This is a genomic window from Paenarthrobacter histidinolovorans, from assembly GCF_014647595.1.
In the GTDB taxonomy this organism is placed as follows: Bacteria; Actinomycetota; Actinomycetes; order Actinomycetales; family Micrococcaceae; genus Arthrobacter; species Arthrobacter histidinolovorans.
Map to the genome: position 1 here is coordinate 358,178 of NZ_BMPM01000001.1, position 17,285 is coordinate 375,462.

At 64.8% G+C, this 17,285-nt stretch carries 19 protein-coding genes and 1 riboswitch; of the genes, 5 read left to right on the forward strand and 14 right to left on the reverse strand.

From position 1 onward, the window contains the following. Positions 1-32: 32 nt before the first annotated feature. The 8 genes from IEY62_RS01590 to hemE all read right to left on the reverse strand — a co-directional run bounded on the left by IEY62_RS01590 (position 33) and on the right by hemE (position 8,593). Positions 33-1,109: an LLM class flavin-dependent oxidoreductase gene (locus tag IEY62_RS01590; protein WP_189013352.1), complete on the reverse strand. Its 1,077-nt coding sequence runs from the start codon at positions 1,107-1,109 to the stop codon at positions 33-35. Next, on the reverse strand, positions 1,109-2,089 hold the full coding sequence (gene hemB / locus IEY62_RS01595; RefSeq protein WP_189013354.1) for a porphobilinogen synthase: 981 nt from the start codon (positions 2,087-2,089) through the stop codon (positions 1,109-1,111). The genes IEY62_RS01590 and hemB overlap by 1 nt, the downstream gene beginning before the upstream one ends. Next, a complete protein-coding gene (locus IEY62_RS01600) occupies positions 2,086-3,009 on the reverse strand; it encodes a uroporphyrinogen-III synthase (RefSeq protein ID WP_229784993.1) in 924 nt (307 codons plus the stop codon). Before IEY62_RS01600 ends, hemB begins: the two co-directional genes overlap by 4 nt. Next, positions 2,996-3,994 carry a hydroxymethylbilane synthase gene (hemC, locus tag IEY62_RS01605; protein WP_189013356.1) on the reverse strand — a complete coding sequence of 333 codons (999 nt, stop codon included), beginning with the start codon at positions 3,992-3,994 and terminating at the stop codon, positions 2,996-2,998. Before hemC ends, IEY62_RS01600 begins: the two co-directional genes overlap by 14 nt. Then, positions 3,991-5,214 (reverse strand): ferrochelatase, encoded by a 1,224-nt coding sequence (locus tag IEY62_RS01610; protein ID WP_189013358.1) that lies wholly within the window; start codon positions 5,212-5,214, stop codon positions 3,991-3,993. Before IEY62_RS01610 ends, hemC begins: the two co-directional genes overlap by 4 nt. Continuing rightward, positions 5,211-5,912 (reverse strand): hydrogen peroxide-dependent heme synthase, encoded by a 702-nt coding sequence (gene hemQ / locus IEY62_RS01615; RefSeq protein ID WP_189013360.1) that lies wholly within the window; start codon positions 5,910-5,912, stop codon positions 5,211-5,213. The genes IEY62_RS01610 and hemQ overlap by 4 nt, the downstream gene beginning before the upstream one ends. A 72-nt stretch (positions 5,913-5,984) precedes the next feature. Then, positions 5,985-7,472: a protoporphyrinogen oxidase gene (gene hemG / locus IEY62_RS01620; RefSeq protein ID WP_189013362.1), complete on the reverse strand. Its 1,488-nt coding sequence runs from the start codon at positions 7,470-7,472 to the stop codon at positions 5,985-5,987. Positions 7,473-7,477: 5 nt separating this feature from the next. Beyond that, a complete protein-coding gene (gene hemE / locus IEY62_RS01625) occupies positions 7,478-8,593 on the reverse strand; it encodes a uroporphyrinogen decarboxylase (RefSeq protein WP_189013364.1) in 1,116 nt (371 codons plus the stop codon). Between the two features lie 157 nt (positions 8,594-8,750). Here hemE and IEY62_RS01630 point away from each other — a divergent pair, with 157 nt between their 5' ends. Further along, positions 8,751-10,073 (forward strand): glutamyl-tRNA reductase, encoded by a 1,323-nt coding sequence (locus IEY62_RS01630; protein WP_189013366.1) that lies wholly within the window; start codon positions 8,751-8,753, stop codon positions 10,071-10,073. 12 nt (positions 10,074-10,085) lie between these two features. Here IEY62_RS01630 and IEY62_RS01635 read toward each other — a convergent pair whose 3' ends face one another. Beyond that, complete coding sequence (locus IEY62_RS01635) at positions 10,086-11,075, reverse strand: SDR family NAD(P)-dependent oxidoreductase (RefSeq protein WP_189013368.1); 990 nt, start codon at positions 11,073-11,075, stop codon at positions 10,086-10,088. Between the two features lie 38 nt (positions 11,076-11,113). Further along, on the reverse strand, positions 11,114-12,316 hold the full coding sequence (gene moeB, locus IEY62_RS01640; RefSeq protein ID WP_189013370.1) for a molybdopterin-synthase adenylyltransferase MoeB: 1,203 nt from the start codon (positions 12,314-12,316) through the stop codon (positions 11,114-11,116). A 6-nt stretch (positions 12,317-12,322) separates the two neighbouring features. On the opposite strand from moeB, the gene IEY62_RS01645 reads away from it, so the two are divergent. From IEY62_RS01645 to IEY62_RS01655, 3 genes are read left to right on the forward strand one after another with little or no spacing between them, the layout of a single operon-like run. Then, complete coding sequence (locus tag IEY62_RS01645) at positions 12,323-13,057, forward strand: TetR/AcrR family transcriptional regulator (protein ID WP_218670569.1); 735 nt, start codon at positions 12,323-12,325, stop codon at positions 13,055-13,057. A 50-nt stretch (positions 13,058-13,107) separates the two neighbouring features. Next, the gene (locus IEY62_RS01650; RefSeq protein ID WP_018776516.1) at positions 13,108-13,332 is read left to right on the forward strand and encodes a DUF3107 domain-containing protein; all 225 of its coding nucleotides are present in this window, start codon (positions 13,108-13,110) and stop codon (positions 13,330-13,332) included. A 36-nt stretch (positions 13,333-13,368) separates the two neighbouring features. Beyond that, a complete protein-coding gene (locus tag IEY62_RS01655; RefSeq protein WP_189013372.1) occupies positions 13,369-13,671 on the forward strand; it encodes a hypothetical protein in 303 nt (100 codons plus the stop codon). A 51-nt stretch (positions 13,672-13,722) separates the two neighbouring features. Here the strand turns inward: IEY62_RS01655 and IEY62_RS01660 are convergent, their stop codons facing one another. From IEY62_RS01660 to thiO, 4 genes are all read right to left on the reverse strand, one after another. Further along, entirely contained in the window at positions 13,723-14,067 is a 345-nt protein-coding gene (locus tag IEY62_RS01660) for a 4a-hydroxytetrahydrobiopterin dehydratase (protein ID WP_189013374.1), read from the reverse strand. 30 nt (positions 14,068-14,097) lie between these two features. Next, complete coding sequence (locus IEY62_RS01665; protein WP_189013376.1) at positions 14,098-14,895, reverse strand: thiazole synthase; 798 nt, start codon at positions 14,893-14,895, stop codon at positions 14,098-14,100. A 3-nt stretch (positions 14,896-14,898) separates the two neighbouring features. Then, the gene (gene thiS / locus IEY62_RS01670; RefSeq protein WP_189013378.1) at positions 14,899-15,135 is read right to left on the reverse strand and encodes a sulfur carrier protein ThiS; all 237 of its coding nucleotides are present in this window, start codon (positions 15,133-15,135) and stop codon (positions 14,899-14,901) included. A 37-nt stretch (positions 15,136-15,172) separates the two neighbouring features. Further along, entirely contained in the window at positions 15,173-16,417 is a 1,245-nt protein-coding gene (gene thiO / locus IEY62_RS01675) for a glycine oxidase ThiO (protein ID WP_189013380.1), read from the reverse strand. Further along, a riboswitch (TPP riboswitch) is annotated at positions 16,410-16,529 on the reverse strand. (Overlaps the previous gene by 8 nt.) A 27-nt stretch (positions 16,530-16,556) precedes the next feature. Between thiO and thiE the strand changes: the two genes are divergently transcribed. Then, positions 16,557-17,243 (forward strand): thiamine phosphate synthase, encoded by a 687-nt coding sequence (thiE, locus tag IEY62_RS01680; RefSeq protein WP_189013382.1) that lies wholly within the window; start codon positions 16,557-16,559, stop codon positions 17,241-17,243. The last annotated feature ends 42 nt before the right edge of the window (positions 17,244-17,285 follow it).

Here is a 17,285-nt window from a genome sequence, read left to right on the forward strand (position 1 = left end):
GGCGGGTCGTGCCGCCCGAAGGTGGAGGTGGCTCAGGCCGAAGCCAGCAGCTCTGCAACCCGCGGCGCCACCTCGGTGCCGTAGAGCTCGATGCAACGCATCATGGATTGGTGGGGCAACGTCCCGTTGCTGTACTTCAGGTCGAAGCGATCCACGCCTAGGTTCCGCTTGAGCAGGGCAATTTTTTGCGCCACGGTTTCCGGCGAGCCAACGTACAGGGCACCTTCAGGGCCGCACATGGCATCGAATTCAGCACGGTTTCCCGGACCCCAGCCACGCTCGGCACCGATCCGGTTGCGCTGTTCGAGCCAGTGCGGGAAAAGTTCCTCGCGGGCGGCGTCGTCGGTATCGGCGATGAATCCCGGTGAGTGCGTTGCGATCTGGCGCATCGGGTGCCCGTACTTGGCCATTGCTTCGCGGTAGAGGTTGACCAAGGGCGCGAAGCGGCGCGGCTCTCCCCCGATGATCGCGAAAATGATGGGGTAGCCGTATTCGGCGCAGCGCAGCACAGATTCCGGGGTTCCACCCACGCCGATCCAGGCAGGCAGAAGGTGGTGCTGCAGCTTCGGGTACGCCTGCAGCCCGTTGACGTTCGGCCTGGTGCGCCCTTCCCAGTGCACAGGCTTCTGGGCCCGCACTTTGTCGAAGAGTTCCAGCTTTTCTTCGAAGAGGACCTCATAGTCGGCCAGGTCCAGTCCGAACAACGGAAAGGACTCTATGAAGGAGCCCCGTCCCAGCATGACTTCGGCCCGGCCGTTGGACAACGCGTCAACGGTGGCGAACCGTTGGAAGACGCGGATGGGGTCATCGGAACTCAGGACGGTCACAGCAGAGCCCAGCCGGATGCGCGAGGTCACCGCCGCTGCCGCGGCCAGGAAAACCTCGGGCGCCGATACCGCGAAGTCCCGGCGGTGGTGTTCTCCCACGCCAAACGCATGGATTCCGACGGCGTCAGCCAGCTTTGCTTCCTCCAGCAGCTCGCGCAGGACTTGAGCGTGCTCCTTGGGGTTCCCCTCGGCGTCGAGCCCGGCATCGCCGAAGGTGTTTACGCCGAGCAGTATCCGGTCCGCTGCGACCGGCTCCGTGGGATCGGAGGAAACGGATGTCATCAGGACTCCTTCAGCCAGCCTGCCAGTTCGGAGGCCCAATAGGTAAGGACGGTATCAGCTCCGGCACGCTTGATCCCGAGCACGGATTCGGTAATGGCGCCGCGCCTGTCGATCCAGCCGTTGGCGGCAGCCGCTTCGATCATGGCGTACTCGCCCGAGATTTGGTAGGCCGAGACCGGCACGGGGCTCATGGCGGCTACGTCGGCCAGGATGTCCAGATAGCTCATGGCCGGCTTGACCATGACCATGTCGGCGCCTTCTTCCAGGTCCAGCTCCACTTCCAGGATGGCTTCGCGACGGTTGGCGGCATCCATCTGGTAGGTCCGGCGGTCGCCCTTGAGTTGGGAATCGACGGCCTCACGGAAGGGACCGTAGAATGCGGAGGCGTACTTGGCGGCGTAGGCCAGAACCGCTGTGTTCTTGTGGCCGGATTCCTCCAGCGCCTGGCGGATGACGGCGATCTGGCCGTCCATCATGCCCGATGGCCCCAGCACGTGGGCGCCGGCCTCTGCCTGCGCCACGGCCATCTGGCCATAGATCTCCAAGGTCGCGTCGTTGTCCACGTATCCTTCGGCATCCAGCACGCCGCAGTGGCCGTGATCGGTGAATTCGTCCAGGCAAACATCGCCCATGATGACCAGGTCGTCGCCGACTTCAGCCTTGACGTCGCGGATGGCCTTGTTCAGGACGCCGTCGGGATCAAGGGAGGCAGTGCCCCGCGCATCACGGACGGCGGGCACGCCGAACAGCATGATGCCGCCCACGCCCAGTTCCACAGCCTCGGCGGCTGCACGCTTCAACGAGTCGGTGGTGTGCTGGACGACGCCGGGCATGGAAGTGATGGGGCTCGGTTCAGTGAGGCCTTCACGAATGAACGCGGGAAGGATCAGGTCAGCCGGCGCCAACCTGTTTTCTGCTGTAAGCCGGCGCATCGCAGGGGTGGTGCGCAAGCGGCGGGGACGATGGTTCGGAAAGCTCATTGCGGGTTCCCTTCGTTGGCGAAAACAGATTCGAGGGCTGCCACGATGCCCTCCGTGGTTGGTTCTTTGGCTGTGGCGGCCACGGTGAGGTGAAGCCGCCAGGCTTCTGCCGCCGTCGGGCGTCCGATCGCGATGAAACGGCACGTACCCAGCTCCGGAAACAACGTGGCAATGCGACGGGCGGCGCTGGGTGAGGCAGCAACAACAGCGTCCAGGGTCCCGGCGTCGAACGCCTTCCGGGCATCGGCCGGTTCCAGGACGGCCAGCGCGCCTCTGTTGGGATGCAGCACGTTGGGATGCGGCACGTTGGGATGCACGACGGCGGCAGGAACGTCCCCGGCCACGCGCACTTCCTCACGGGCCGGGTAGTCCACAGTGTGGTAGGCGATAACTGCGGTGACGTCCGCGCCTTTCGCTGCCAAACCTTCCCTCAGCCCGGGCGCTGCGATGTCGGCCTGCGGCAGGAACACCCGCGACGAAGCGGGTTCCCACACCTGCAACAGACCTTCGGCGGACTGGACGTCTGTTGGCGCCAGGTCAACGACGAGCCCAACGGACTCCAATGCCTGGCGGGATGACTGCCCAATGGTGGCCACTTTGGTTCCGGCGGGCAGCAGGGCTGCGATGTCCACCCCGCGCCCGGCCGCTTTTTCCAACAAGACCCGCACCGTGGTGATGCTGCTGATCACCAGCCAATCAAAACCCCCGGCGGAAAGCCTGTCCAGGCCGGAGTCGAGCCCGGACTGGTCATGTGCCCGTTCGAAGTCGATCAATGGCAGCACCAGTGGTTCCGCCCCGAGGTCGCCCAGGGCGTCCGCCAGTGGCTGGGCCCGGTCCGCGCTCCTGGTGATCAGGATCCGCCGACCGGCCAGCGCTGCCGGATTTGCCGGCCCCGGTTTTGCTGGCTCAGGACGCTGCAAGATCCGCGATCTCCGCGGCGCCCGCAGCCAGCAGAAGCTCAGCAACTTCGATGCCAAGCAACGTAGCTCCCACTTCGGTCAAACCGTCAGTGGCTTTCTTCTCGCGGACCGTCTTGGTGCCATCGACGGCGCACACCACGGCCTCCAGGTGCAGCATGCTGCCCTTCCGGAAGGCGTAGGCACCGACCGGAGCCGCGCACCCGGCTTCGAGCCGGGCCAGCACGGCACGCTCAGCCGTCACTGCAAGGCGGGTGTCGTCGTCGTTCAGTGCTGCCAGGGCCTGCGCCAGCACACCGTTGGAGCCCTCGGTGTTGCCGGCCTGACGGGGGGCGTCGTCGGTGCGGCATTCGATGGCCAGTGCGCCTTGTCCGGGAGCAGGCAACATGACGTCGGTCCCGAAGAACTCACTCACCGAATCCAGCCGGCCGATTCGTTCCAAGCCGGCGGCGGCCAGCACCACGGCGTCGAGGTCGCACGATTTGCCGGCGACAACCTCCTCAGTCGGGTTTCCGGGAAGCCCCGGTACGCGGCCCAGACGGGTGTCCACGTTGCCGCGGATATCCAGGACCTCAATGTCCGGGCGGGCTGCCCGGAGTTGCGCTGCACGGCGGGGAGACCCGGTGCCTACTTTGGCACCGCCGGGCAATTCAGCAAGCGTCATGCCATCGCGGGCACACAGGACATCCCGAACGTCCACGCGTTGCGGCGTGGCCGCGATGCTCAGGCCGACTGCAGCGCCTGTGGGCAGGTCCTTCAGCGAGTGGACGGCGACATCGCAGCTGTTGGCCAGCAGGGCGTCACGCAGGGCTGCAACAAAAACGCCAGTGCCACCCATTTGGGACAGGGACCCGGTTTTGACGTCGCCCTCGGTCTTGATGTGCACGAGTTCCACCGGGAAACCGCCCACCGCAGCCAACTTATCGGCGGTTTGCTGCGTCTGCGTCAGAGCGAGTTTGCTCGCCCTGGTGCCGATGCGGACGGTCACTTGGCTGCCTCTGACGCAGGGTAAGCGTCGTGGCGGGTTCCGATCGTGGTGCCAACTTCTGAAATGACGGGCTTTGCACCGCGGAAGTTCTCGCAGCAGTTCGGCCGGCAGACGTCGTACCAAGGGCCCAGGTCCGTGGCGTGCGGACGGTCTGCGATGTTGTTCTCCACCGTGCGTTCGCAGATGAGGTCCACCAGTCCTGACACAAACGCGGCGTGCGTGCCCGGCGTGGGAACGCGGGTCGCAGCGATGTCCAGGTTCTTGCAGGTTTCCAGTGCTTCGGTGTCCAGGTCCCAGGCAACTTCCATGTGGTCGCTGACGAAACCGAGGGGGACAATCACCACACCGCGGACGCCCTGGGGGGCGATTTCCTCAAGGTGGTCGTTGATGTCCGGTTCCAGCCACGGGATGTGGGGCGCACCGGAGCGCGACTGGTACACGAGGTCCCAGGCGACGTTGGGCGCCACGACATCCATGATGGCCTTGGCATTGGCCAGGTGCTGGGCGGCGTAGGCGGAGCCTTCGGCGAATTCGCGGGGTTCGTCCGCGGAGCGTCCGGCGGCCTCCGCGTCACGCGTGGGGATGGAGTGGGTGGCGAAAAGGACGCGGATCTTGGTGTCCGGGTCGGTTTCTCCGGCAGCTGCGAGCTTGCCACGGATCTCGTCCAGGCCGGCGGCAGTCCCCTCCAGGAACGGCTGAACCACTCCCGGGTGGTCGAAATACTGGCGGATCTTGTCCACCTGGAGCTTGCCGTCCAAACCGGTTTCCGTCAGCGCAATGCCGATGTCTTCACGGTACTGGCGGCAGCTGGAGTAACAGGAGTAGATGCTGGTGGTGAGCATCAGGATGCGGCGATGACCGGCGTCGTAGGCGTCCTGCAGGACAGGGGCGATGTACGGGTCCCAGTTGCGGTTCCCCCAGAGGACCGGCAGCTCGATGCCGCGTTTGGCCAGTTCGGCCTCGATGGCGGCTTTCAGCTCGCGGTTCTGCTGGTTGATGGGACTGATACCACCGAAAGCGCGGTAGTGGTGCGAGACCTCTTCGAGGCGTTCGTCGGGGATTCCGCGGCCACGGGTTACGTTGCGCAGGAAGGGAATGACGTCCTCCTGGCCTTCGGGACCACCGAAGGATGCGAGGAGCACGGCATCGTAGTTTTGGGGCGCTTGGCGGCCACGTTCGGTTACTTCGTTCAGCTCGGTGGAGACAACGGGCGTGCTCATGCCAGGACCTCGGCAATCTCCGCTGCGGTGACGCGGCGGCCGGTGTAGAAGGGGATTTCTTCGCGGACGTGGTTACGGGCATCAGTTGCGCGGAGGTGGCGCATGAGGTCCACAAGGTCCACAAGTTCAGGTGCTTCCAGCCCAAGGATCCATTCCCAGTCGCCCAGCGCGAACGATGAGACCGTGTTGGAGATGACCTGGGGGAATTCGCGGCCCAGCATGCCGTGCTCCCGCAGCATGGCGCCTCGTTCTTCGGCGGGCAGGATGTACCACTCGTAGGAACGGACGAACGGGTAGACACAGAGCCAGGTGCTGGGCTCAACTCCGCGGGCGTAGGCCGGGACATGGCTCTTGGAGAATTCGGCCTCGCGGTGCACGCCCATGGCGGACCAGACAATTTCCGTTCCGGCGAAGAGTTTGCTTCGGCGGATGGAGCGGACGGCCGCCTGCAGGTCCTCCGGCTTGGCTCCATGGAGCCACACCATGATGTCGGCGTCCGAGCGCATGGCCGAGACGTCGTAGCTGCCGCGCAGGACTACGCCATCGGCGGCAAGCTTTTCGACCAGGGCTTCAAATTCCTGTGCAGCATCGCCGCTGCGCAGGACGTCCGCCGAGCGTTTGAATACAGTCCAGAGCGTAAAGAACCGCTCTTCGGTTTCAGCAGTTTTAGTGACAGATTCGACAGAAGTGTGGCTCATGGTTCAAGTTTGCCCCGTGCCAGCCGCTAAGTCGAAACGGATCAGTTCTACAAGGCGTAGAAGTGACGCAAATCACGGAAATGCAGGTTCGTCAGCGCTTCCTTGGGCGAGTTGGCGCCGCGTGTCTGCCACCACCGCTGCCAGGCCGTTTCCGGCCAGCCAGCCACCCACGACCACCAGGCCGTCGGCCGCGGCACAGGCCTCCCGGACCTGGGCTACACGCTGTTTGTGACCGACGGCGGCAAAAGGCAACGCCCCCGCCCACCGCACGACGTCCCAATCAACGACGTCGGCACTGGTTACCGGCACCGTCAGCAGGGCGGAAGCATCCTCCAAAGCCGCAGCCAGGAGTGAGTCATCATCCAGAACAAGGTCCGCTCCCCCGCCGGTTTCCTCGCGCCGGCCATAGGAAAGGCGCAGGACATGCGTGCCCGGCCCGGCTTCTTCGGCCAGCCAGTCCCACTTTGCCGTGGCGTGGGTCAGTGCCTTGGCCTTGATCCCGGGGGTTTGCGGCGCCACGAGAATGCCGGTCCCGCGCGGACGACGATCCAGCTCGGGCAGATCCACAACCAGGGTCACCAGGCTCACCAGCGGCCCGGGTGCAGGGCGCAAGGCGGCCAGCGCGGGCAAGGACTTCTCCAGCAACCCGACGGCGGCCGGGCCGTCCAGCGCGACCACCAGCCGATCGGCGTCGTACGTCGAAGCACCGGCGGTGACCCGCCAGGCAGTGCGGGTCTTCGCCACTTCCTCGGCGCGCTTGTCAAGCACCAGGTCCACACCGCGTTCCCGCAGGTCAGCTACCAGCGCGGTCACCAATGTGTTCATGCCACCTTTGAGGCCCGCGACGGCGGAACCCGCCTTCGCCGGTCCGGCACCGGACTGCCCGCTGCCCGTTTTTGCGCTGCCGGATTTCCGTTGCGCGGCGACCGCAGCCGCGAGCGAACCATGTTTGCGCAGGCCCGCCCGCAGTCCCGGCGCGACCATATCCACGTCCAGGAGGGAAGGATCGGCCGAATGAACACCGCCCACCACGGGCGAGACAAGCCGGTCCAGTACTTTCCTGCCCATCCGGGCGGCTACCAGCGAGGAAACACTGGTGACCTCGGAGGATGTACCTACCGATGCCGGCAGCCACCGGTCGAGGGAGGCACGCACTGCCCCCACGAATCCCAGTGAACGCCGGACTTCCGGGTCCCAAGGGTTCGCTGGAATTCCCAGGACACCCGTTTTGGGGAGCTCCTGCGGACCGTCGGGCAGCTGCACCCAGGCCCCTCCGGGATGGGGAGCCACGATTTGTTCGGCCAAGCCCAGCTCACGCGCGAGGTCGGCCACAGCTGAAGACCGCGTGGCGAAGGACTCCGCTCCGCTGTCCAGGTGCAGGCCGGCAACTACGTGGCCTCCGACGCACCCTCCCCACGTTCCGGTTGCTTCCAGTACGGTGACGGAAGTCCCGGCCATGGCCAGTTCGCGCGCCGCGAGAAGTCCCGAAATCCCGCCGCCCACCACCACAGCGGTGCTTTCGGGAGGGAGTGGCTTGTGCGTTGCGTGTCCGCCGCGCATGTGCCCTACTTGGCGGGGATTGAGTGGATGAGCTCCACGACGCGGGTGAGTACGGTGGGGTCCGTTTCCGGGGGTACGCCGTGGCCCAGGTTGAGCACATGTCCCGGGGCGGCGGCGCCGGCTTCGATCACTTCCCGCACGTGCGCCTCCAGCACATCCCACGGGGCCGAAAGCAGCGCGGGGTCGATGTTGCCCTGCAAGGGAACCGTCCCGCCCAGGCGCCGGTTGGCTTCATCCAGGGGCAGCCGGTAGTCGACTCCCACCACGTCCACCCCAACATCGCGCATGGCAACCAGAAGCTCGGAAGTTCCGGTGCCGAAGTGAATCAGCGGCGCACCGAGTCCCCGAACGTGGTCCAGTGCGCGGGCCGAGGCCGGCGCAACGTACTTGATGTAGTCGGCCAGGCCCAAAGAGCCCGCCCATGAGTCGAACAGCTGCCCTGCGGAAGCACCGGCTTCGAGCTGCGCCTGGAGGAACAGCCCGGACGCGTCGGCGGCCCAGTTGGCCAACGCGGTCCAGGTTTCCGGATCGGCATGCATCATGGTCCGCGGGCCAAGGTGGTCGCGGGAAGGCTTGCCCTCAACCATGTAGGCGGCCAGCGTGAACGGCGCGCCGGCAAATCCGATGAGCGGCGTGGAACCGAGCTCAGCAACCGTGAGCCGGACGGCTTCGCGGATGGGTTCGAGGGCTTCCCAGGTCAACGTGGGCAGGGCAGCGACGTCCTCGGCGGTTCGCACCGGCTTGTCCAGGACCGGACCAACGCCCGGAACGATGTCCACCCCGACGCCTGCCAGTTTCAGGGGGATGACGATGTCCGAGAAGAAGATGGCGGCATCGACGTCGTGGCGTCGAACCGGCTGCAGCGTGATTTCCGATGCCAGTTCCGGCCTCAAGCACGAATCCAACATGGCAACGCCCTCGCGGACCTTGAGGTATTCGGGCAGGGAGCGGCCTGCCTGGCGCATGAACCACACCGGCCTGCGGGACGGCTTTCCACCACGGTAGGCCGTGATCAGCGGTGAGTCCGAGGTACGCCCGTCCTTGAGCGGGTGGTTGGCGTCGAGGCTACCCGCCGGGGAGTTGGAGGCCGTACTCTTGGATGCTGCCGTGCTAGAAGTCATGCCTTTGATTGTGCCGAAAATCCGGGACAAAAGATAACGACAAACTGTCACGTCCGCCCGGATAGCGCCGTTGTGGCACGGATCACTGGCCTCCGTGGTGATCCCCACGGCGCCATATTGTTCTACCGGGCTACGAAAAAGCTATGATTGGGGTGCTGTGGTTCTTTTCTCATTGGTGGCTACACACGCCGACATCGACCTCGAAACCGTCGCTCAGTTGAGCAACGGTTCCTCTGGGCTTGCCTCGGCAGCCCTTACTGATTCCCCCGTGGTGTCCGGTGCGGTGGTACTTGCCACCTGCAACCGCTACGAGGTTTATGGTGAAACGGCCAACGGGGCTGACCTCGAAGCAGCCCGTTCCGCCCTGGTTTCCCAGATCAGTGAGCTCAGCGGCCTCAACGAACAACTCGTCTCGCGTTCTTTCGCTACCCATACCGGTCCCGAGGTCACCCGACACCTCTTTGCGGTAAGCGCCGGACTGGACTCTGCCGTGGTGGGCGAGCGTGAAATTGCCGGCCAAGTTCGCCGTGCGCTCATCACAGCCCAGCAGGAAGGCACAGCGAGCTCCGGTCTTGTGCGGCTCTTCCAGGCTGCTTCCAAGACGGCCAAGGACGTTGGCGCGCAAACCGCTCTCGGTTCCCGCGGCTTGTCCATCGTCTCCGTGGCCTTGGATCTCGCCACGGACCTTGCCGACAGTGAGGACTGGTCCACCAAGAAAGTCGTGGTCTTTGGCACGGGCGCCTATGCCGGCGCCACCATGTCCCTCCTGCGGGAACGCGGCTGCACGGACATCTCCGTCTACTCTTCTTCCGGCCGTGCGGAGGCTTTCGTCGCCACGCGCGGTGGCAACGCGCTCGACGCCGATACCCTCCCCGCTGCCGTAGCCGCCGCCGACGTCATGATCGGCTGCAGTGGCTCAGACAACCGGGTCGAAGCCGCAGACCTTGAACGTGTCCGCGCAAACTCGGGCAAGCCGTTGATTGCCATCGACCTTGCCCTTACCCATGATTTTGATCCGGCGGTTGGTGAACTCGACGGCGTTGAATTGCTGACCCTCGAGTCTGTTCGGCTGGCCGCGCCACAGGAGCAGGCTGAATCGTTGTCGCAGGCCAGCGCAATAGTCACGGGCGCTGCGGCCTCCTTCGAGTCCGAACGCGAAGCCCGTTCCGTGGACACAGCCATTGTGGCGCTGCGTCGCCACACCATGAACGTCCTGGACGCCGAGATGGAGAAGGTCCGCGCCCGGCACGGTTGCACCGCCGCCGCCGAGGAAGTGGAGTTCGCGCTTCGCCGGATGGTCAAGCAGCTCCTCCACATCCCCACGGTCCGGGCCCGTGAGCTTGCCGCGAACGGTCAGCAGGACGATTACGTCGCAGCCCTCGAGGCACTGTATGGAATCCAGGTGGAGCAACCGCAGGCAGCGGCCGCGGCCACGGAATGCCCCGTGGACCACGACCAGCTCCGTTCTGAAAGCGCCTGACGCTCCACGCACCTAGGCGAAGGCGTTGACTCCGGTCAGTTCGGCCGACAACGCCCACAGCTTCTTCGCATCCGCCTTGTCGACGGCGTGGGCGTCCACGCCCTGGTAACGGGCCAAGGGAGACTCCTTGTCCGTGGGTTTGGCGATATCGCAGTCCTCGCAGTAGACGCCACCCTTGCCGTTGAGGGCCTCCGAGGTGGCTGCCCACACCGACGTCGCCGCACCTTGTTCAGGGGTCTTGAAACCTTCGCGGACGTTGCCTTCGGCATCCATCCAGCCGGCTGCCACCATTTCTTCCTTGGGCAGGTGCCGCTGCAACTCGGTCATGATGCCGCCGGGATGGACCGCGAAGGCCCGCACGCCGGAGCTTCGACCCAAGTGGTCGAGCTCCACCGCAAACAGGGAATTGGCAGTCTTGGCCTGGCCATAGGCCTGCCACTTGTCGTAGGAGGTGCTGAAGTCGACGTCGTGGAACCGGATCGGGGAGATCTTGTGGCCCGTGGATGACAAGGACACAACGCGCGCATCACCTGAGGCCGCCAACGCCGGCCACAACAGATTCACCAGGGTGTAGTGTCCCAGGTGGTTCGTGGCGAATTGGGCTTCCCATCCTGGTCCGACCCGTTGTTCCGGGCTGGCCATGATGGCTGCATTGTTGATCAGGATGTCCAGCTTCCCGTGGTCAGCCAGATAGCGTGCGGCGAACTCCTTGACGCTGTCCTGGTCGGCCAGATCCAAATGCTCCACGTGCACTTCTCCGGCAAGACCCGCATCCGCCAGGACGGACCGGGCGTGCTCAAGCCGCCTCGCGGGTACCGTTACCTCAGCCCCTGCCGCGACGAGGGCCCGCACAGTCTCCAGTCCAAGCCCTGAATAACCGCCCGTGACGATCGCCGACTTGCCGCGCAGGTTGATCCCGTCGATGACCTCCATGGCAGTGGTTCCGTGCCCGAACCCGGAGCCGATGGGCCGCTGTTCTGTTTCTGTCCATTCTTCGCTCATGCTTGAGCTTCCCAGAGAAGCCGGGAAACGGGCAATGGTCAGTAAACGGGTTTGGCTGGTTCCACCTGCCGCACCCAGGCGAGGATACCGCCGTCGAGGTGCTTGACGCGGCTGTAGCCGGCCTTCTGTGCGGCTTCCAGCACGGCCGCCGAGCGCGTGCCCGCCTTGCAGTGGAACACAATGTCTTTATCCTGCGGAAGTTCCACCCACGCCTCGCCTGAAAGGATGCGGCCTTGTGGGATGAGTACCGAGCCGTCGATGCTGACGATGCTGTGCTCTCCGGATTCACGGACGTCGACGAGTTCGAAGTCCCGCTCCCCCGCTTCGCGTTCGGCCAGCATCCGGGCAAGTTCGGTCGCAGTCACGGTATGGTCCTGGTCTGTGGCGGCGGCGGGTGTCACACCGCAGAAGGCCTCGTAGTCGGTCAGCTCCGTAATGGGCTCGGCCTCCGGGTCCTTGGACACCTTGATCTCGCGCCAGCTTCCGCCCAACGCGTCGAACAGAGCCACCCGTCCCAGCAGGGAACGTCCGACGCCGGTAATCAGCTTCACGGCTTCTGTCACCATGAGCGACCCGACCGCCGCGCACAACATGCCGAACACGCCGCCCTCGCCGCAGGACGGCACGGAGCCTGCCGGCGGCGCCTCGGGGTAGAGATCCCTGTAGCTGGGTCCGTGTTGTGCCCAGAAGACGCTGACTTGGCCATCGAAACGGAAGATGGAACCCCACACATAAGGTTTGCCAAGGATCGCTGCAGCGTCATTGACCAGGTACCGGGTGGCGAAGTTGTCCGCACCGTCAAGGATGAGGTCGTACTGCGCGAAGAGTTCCAAGGCATTGGAAGAGTCCAGGCGGAGGTCGTGAAGGACCACGTTGACCAAGGGATTCAGTTCGGCAATCGCACGGCGGGCCGACTCAATCTTGGGCGTACCAACGTCCTTGACCCCGTGGATGACCTGGCGCTGGAGGTTGCTGAGGTCGACGTCGTCGTCGTCAACAATCCCGAGCGTTCCCACGCCGGCGGCGGCCAGATAAAGCAGCGCGGGCGAGCCAAGGCCACCGGCACCGATGACAAGAACCTTCGCATTCTTGAGCCTGCGTTGGCCCACGGCTCCGATTTCCGGAATGATGAGATGCCGTGAGTACCGCTCAACCTCGGCCGGCGAGAGCTCGACGGCCGGTTCAACAAGGGGCGGCAGGACGGTGGGCGCAGCGGAGTGGGCAGCAACAATTGAGGCCATACCCCAATGTATGCCTGCCGATGCCGCCCGGTCATATTACCCACCGGTAGAGTGGTCATAACTGCAAAGGAAAGGCGGCAGACTGTGGCTGACGGCACACGGGCAAACGATGGGGCACCCGCAAAGCAGGAACGGACCGGTTCACCTCGTTCACCAAGATTGCCGCGGGACGAACGCCGCGCACAGCTGTTGAACGCCGCCTTGGAAGTCTTCGTCTCCAACGGCTTCCACGGCGCGGCGATGGACGAAATCGCAGAAACCGCACACGTCAGCAAGCCGGTGCTCTACCAGCACTTCCCGTCCAAACGGGAGCTGTACATGGCCCTCCTGGACAGTCATCTGGCCACCCTGACGGACTTGATGCTCGGTGCACTGAACTCCACCACGGACAACAAAGAGCGCGTCAAGGCCGTTATGCGCGCCTACTACAGGTTCATTGCCGACGACGACCAGGCGCATCGTCTGGTGTTTGAGTCCGACCTCATCAACGATCCCGATGTCAGCTCCCGCCTGGAAACGTTCAACAAGACGTTCGCCGACGCCGTCGCCCACGTCATTGCCGAGGACACCAAACTTCCGCCCCTCGAAGCCCAGCTCCTGGGCCGCGGTTTGGCGGGAATGGCCCAGGTCAGCGCCCGTTATTGGCTTGAAACGGACGGAAACCTGGACCTCGATGTCGCCAGTGATCTGATCTATCGTTTAGCTTGGCGCGGAATCAGTCGATTCCCCAAAGAGTCCTAAGCTACAAATAGAGGACTGACTTAACACTTGATTGGCTTGGAGGCCTTGCTGTGGAAGTAAAGATCGGCATTCAGAACGTTGGCCGTGAAATTGTGCTCGAATCCGCCCTGGACGCTGACGCCGTAGCCAAGATCGTGGCCGAGGCCGTGTCCAAGGGCTCCGAACTGCGGCTTACGGATGAAAAGGGCCGCCAGGTCATCGTTCCCGGCAACGTCCTCGGCTACGTCGAAATCGGGGCCGAGGAAGTCCGCCGGGTCGGCTTCGGCGCTCTCTAGCGTCCTCCGCCCCGCCTTCGTCCGCTAAGGAGTCTCATGCTTTCACTTGTCATCGTGGTCCTGGCCACCGTTGCTGCTGGTTTCATTGTGTGGGCCACCGATAAGCGGCACAGCAGGTACGGTGTGGCGTTGCCTGCAGGCGTTGCCGCGGCTGTTGGCACCCTGGCCTGGATCGCCTTCATCAGCGCCGGCCTGGGCTACCAGCCGGGCGCTACGTGGATTCCTTGGGTCCTGCCCATAGTGCTGGGAACTGCCGCGGCAGCGGGTGTTGTGGTCTATCTGGGACGTACGCGCACCAAGCATGATACTGAGGCACTGACCAAGGCCTTGCGGCTCTAGGCTCAAAAAATACAGCATTGACCATCACCTCCGGGTGGTGGTCACTGCTGGTTAACGGCCCTCCGCGCCCGGGTAGCGACCCGGCTCGGCAACGGCGCCCACGGCCGAGGCCGCGTCGCTAACGGAGGCGGCAGCGGCGAGGTCGCGTTGGGTTACCTCTCCCCCGGCGTCATGGGACACGTAGCGCAGGAAAACCCTGTTGTACCGCCAGTCAAGATCCGGATGGTGGTTCTGCTCTTCGGCGATCTGTCCTATGGCCGCGATGAGCGCCAATGCTTCGGCCGCCGTCGACGTCTTGTAAACCGTGACAAGCCCGTCCTGGAGCCTCCACCCCACGAGGTCCACGAGAGCGGCCTCGAGGGCTGCTTGGGGCACCGGTTCTTTCCTGTCAGCCATGACGGCTCCTTGTTGGTAGGGAACCGGTTTTCAGAGGAACTCTGCCCGGCCTTCCATGGCCGAGGACGCCAAGGCGTGTTCACGCCGCGGAATCCGGCCTGCCTGCCTGGCCAGCCTACCGGCGATGACGGCGTGTTTGAAGGCCTGCCCCATCTGCACGGGGTTCTGCGCGCGGGTCACGGCGGTGGCCAGCAGAACGGCGTCACAGCCCAGCTCCATGGCGAGTGCGGCGTCGGACGCTGTTCCGATCCCGGCGTCCAGCACCACCGGCACCGAAGCCCGGGACACGATGAGCTCGATGTTATGCGGGTTCAGGATGCCCAGGCCGGTGCCGATGGGCGAGCCCAGCGGCATGACCGCCGAGGCGCCGAGGTTCTCGAGCCGCAGCGCAAGCACGGGATCGTCGTTGGTGTAGGCGAACACTTTGAAGCCTCGATTGACAAGTTGCTCAGTGGCGTCCACCAGTTCAACGGCGTCAGGAAGGAGCGTGTGCTCGTCCGCGATGACTTCAAGCTTGACCCAGTCGGTCTCCAGCGCCTCACGTGCCAGTTCCGCCGTCATCACGGCGTCTTTCGCCGTGAAGCAGCCTGCTGTGTTCGGCAGGACCCGGATGCTGTTGTCCACCAACAGTTGGAAGAGCGAACCGGTTTCGGCCGGCGAATAGCGACGCATGGCCACGGTGGTGAGCTCGGTTCCCGATGCCAGGAGCGCGGCTCCAAGCCCGTCCAGGCTCGGCGCACCCCCTGTGCCCATGATCAGGCGTGACCCGAATTCGACGCCGTCGATCACCAGGGCGTCTGTGCGGATTTCGGTGTTTGCTGTGGTCATGGTTCAGCCTCCCTGTACTGCTGTAACGAGTTCGAGTTCATCGCCGTCGGCCAGCGGAGTCGCTGCCCACTGGCTGCGTGGCACCACCTCGGAATTGCGGGCGACGGCGACACCCAGCTTCCCGCCGTCGGCCGCCTGTCCGCGGTGGTCAAGTACGCGGCCGGTGACGGCCGTGACGAGCGTGCTGACGGAGGCGTCGGCGGGCACCTGGTGGGCTGCGCCGTTGAGCTTGATGTTCATGCTGTTTCCTTGCTGTGGAGTTGAGGGCAACGCGGGCTCACTGATGGCCCCCTGCGGGGACTTCCATGGGCCATGGCTGACCCCGCGATGCGCTGAAACGGTCGGGCCGGAAAATGGACCAGCGGGAATCAGGGGAACCAGTGAGCAGCTCCCCCACGATCCTGGCGGCCACAGGGGTGAGGAGGACACCGTGCCGGAAGAATCCGGTGGCAACGATCAGCCCTGCCAGGTACCCGTCCGGTTCGGCTACGCGGCCCAGCAACGGAGCGTTGTCCGGAGTTCCTGGCCTGGCGCGTGCAGTTGCTTCCAGGAGTTCAAGTTCGGCCACGGCAGGAACCAGGACCTGGGCGTCCCGAAGGAGCTGGTAAACGCCGCCGGCGGAGACTGCGTTGGAAGTCGCCGACAAGCCGTCCTCGCGCTGGGTGGCTCCGATGACCACTGTTCCGTCGTCCCGGGGAACGATGTAAACGGGCACCCCGCGGACCATGCCACGCACGGTGGCTGTGAGCAGGGGCCTGAGGTGCGCCGGGACCCGAAGCCTGAGGATATCTCCGTAGACCGGCCGGACCGGAAGTTCCAGGCCTTCGGGGAGGCCAGCCAGCGCGGGAGCACCCAGCCCGTTGGCCACAACGGTCTCGCCGGCCAGGACGGACTGCCCGGATCCGAGCTCCACTCCGGCCACGCGACGCCCATCCCACAACAAGCCGTGGGCGGAGTCCGCAACGGCAAAACCGTCCCTGGCGCCGCCCACCCACGTGTCGTCGCCGGGTGAATGCGCGGCCAGCCCTGCCATGAGGCAGCCCGCCAGCTTCCGGGGATCAACCTGATGATCTGCGGGGATCTCAAAGGCACAGGAAATTTGCGGGCTCAGGAGCGGTTCGCGCTCCCTGGCAGTCCGCACCGACAACGGTTCGACCCCAAGGCCTGCGGCAAGCTGGACGGTTCGAAGGTCTGCGAGCGCACGGCGGTCGGCGGCGTCGGCACCCACGGCGAGAGTCGGCGTCGTGCGGTATCCGGTAGCTTCCACAGCTTGGCGAAGGCCGCCGGCAAACGAGGGCCACAACTTCGATGACTCAAGCATGAGGCCCAGGAGGTCTTCTTCCTGGTAATGGAGTTCACTGACGGGAGCCAGCATGCCGGCAGCTGCAAATGTCGCACCCGTGGCGGGTGCCGGATCGATGAGGGCTACGGAGCGGCCCAGCCGCCGGGCCTCGTGGGCGATGCCCAGTCCGATGACGCCGCCGCCGATAACGGCAACATCCGCGTGAATGGCTTCTGCCATTTGTTTCCTTCCCTACGCCGGTACTAGCCGGATCAGGTCAAGCGGTCGGCTCTGAAGCCCTCTCAGCCGGACAGTCATAAAGACGCGCGTCACGGCTCCCGCAGTACGTGCCCAGTTTAGAGGAACTACTGTGGATTCCATGACCCAGCACCATGCCCTCGCCAGCGCCCGCCTCTACCTGTGCACTGATGCGCGCAAACGCCAAGGCGACTTTGAAGACTTTGTCGACGCCGCTTTCCAGGGCGGAGTGGATATCATCCAACTCCGTGACAAGACAATCGAAGCCGCCGAGGAATTGGAATTGCTGGCAGTCCTGCGTAGCGTCGCAGAACGGCACGGACGGCTCTGGGCGGTCAATGACAGGGCCGATGTTGCCAGCGTTTCCGGGGCTCCTGTGTTCCATGTGGGCCAGAAAGACCTCCCGTTGGAGATTGCCCGCACCTTCCTCCCCCGCCCTGCTTCGATCGGCCTCTCCACCCACACGCCCGAGCAGGTCAATGCCGCGATCACCGCTTCGCCCGGAGATCCGGGGCTGGACTATTTTTGTGTCGGACCGGTCTGGGCAACCCCGACCAAACCCGGCCGCGAAGCGGTAGGAACCGGCTTGGTCACATATGCCGCGGAAGCGATCAGGCGCGCGGATGAGACCACCGGCGGCGCCGTGGAGGTGCCGTGGTTTGCGATCGGTGGAATCGACCTCAGCAACGTCGAACAGGTGCTTGATGCCGGCGCCAGCCGCATAGTCGTCGTTCGCGCCATTACAGAGGCGGAAGATCCGACGGCGGCCGCCAAGTCGCTGCTCGAAGCTCTCGACGCCGCCGCGTAACGCTCCCCGGGGCGCGGACCTTCGAAGGTGACGGCGGTTGTT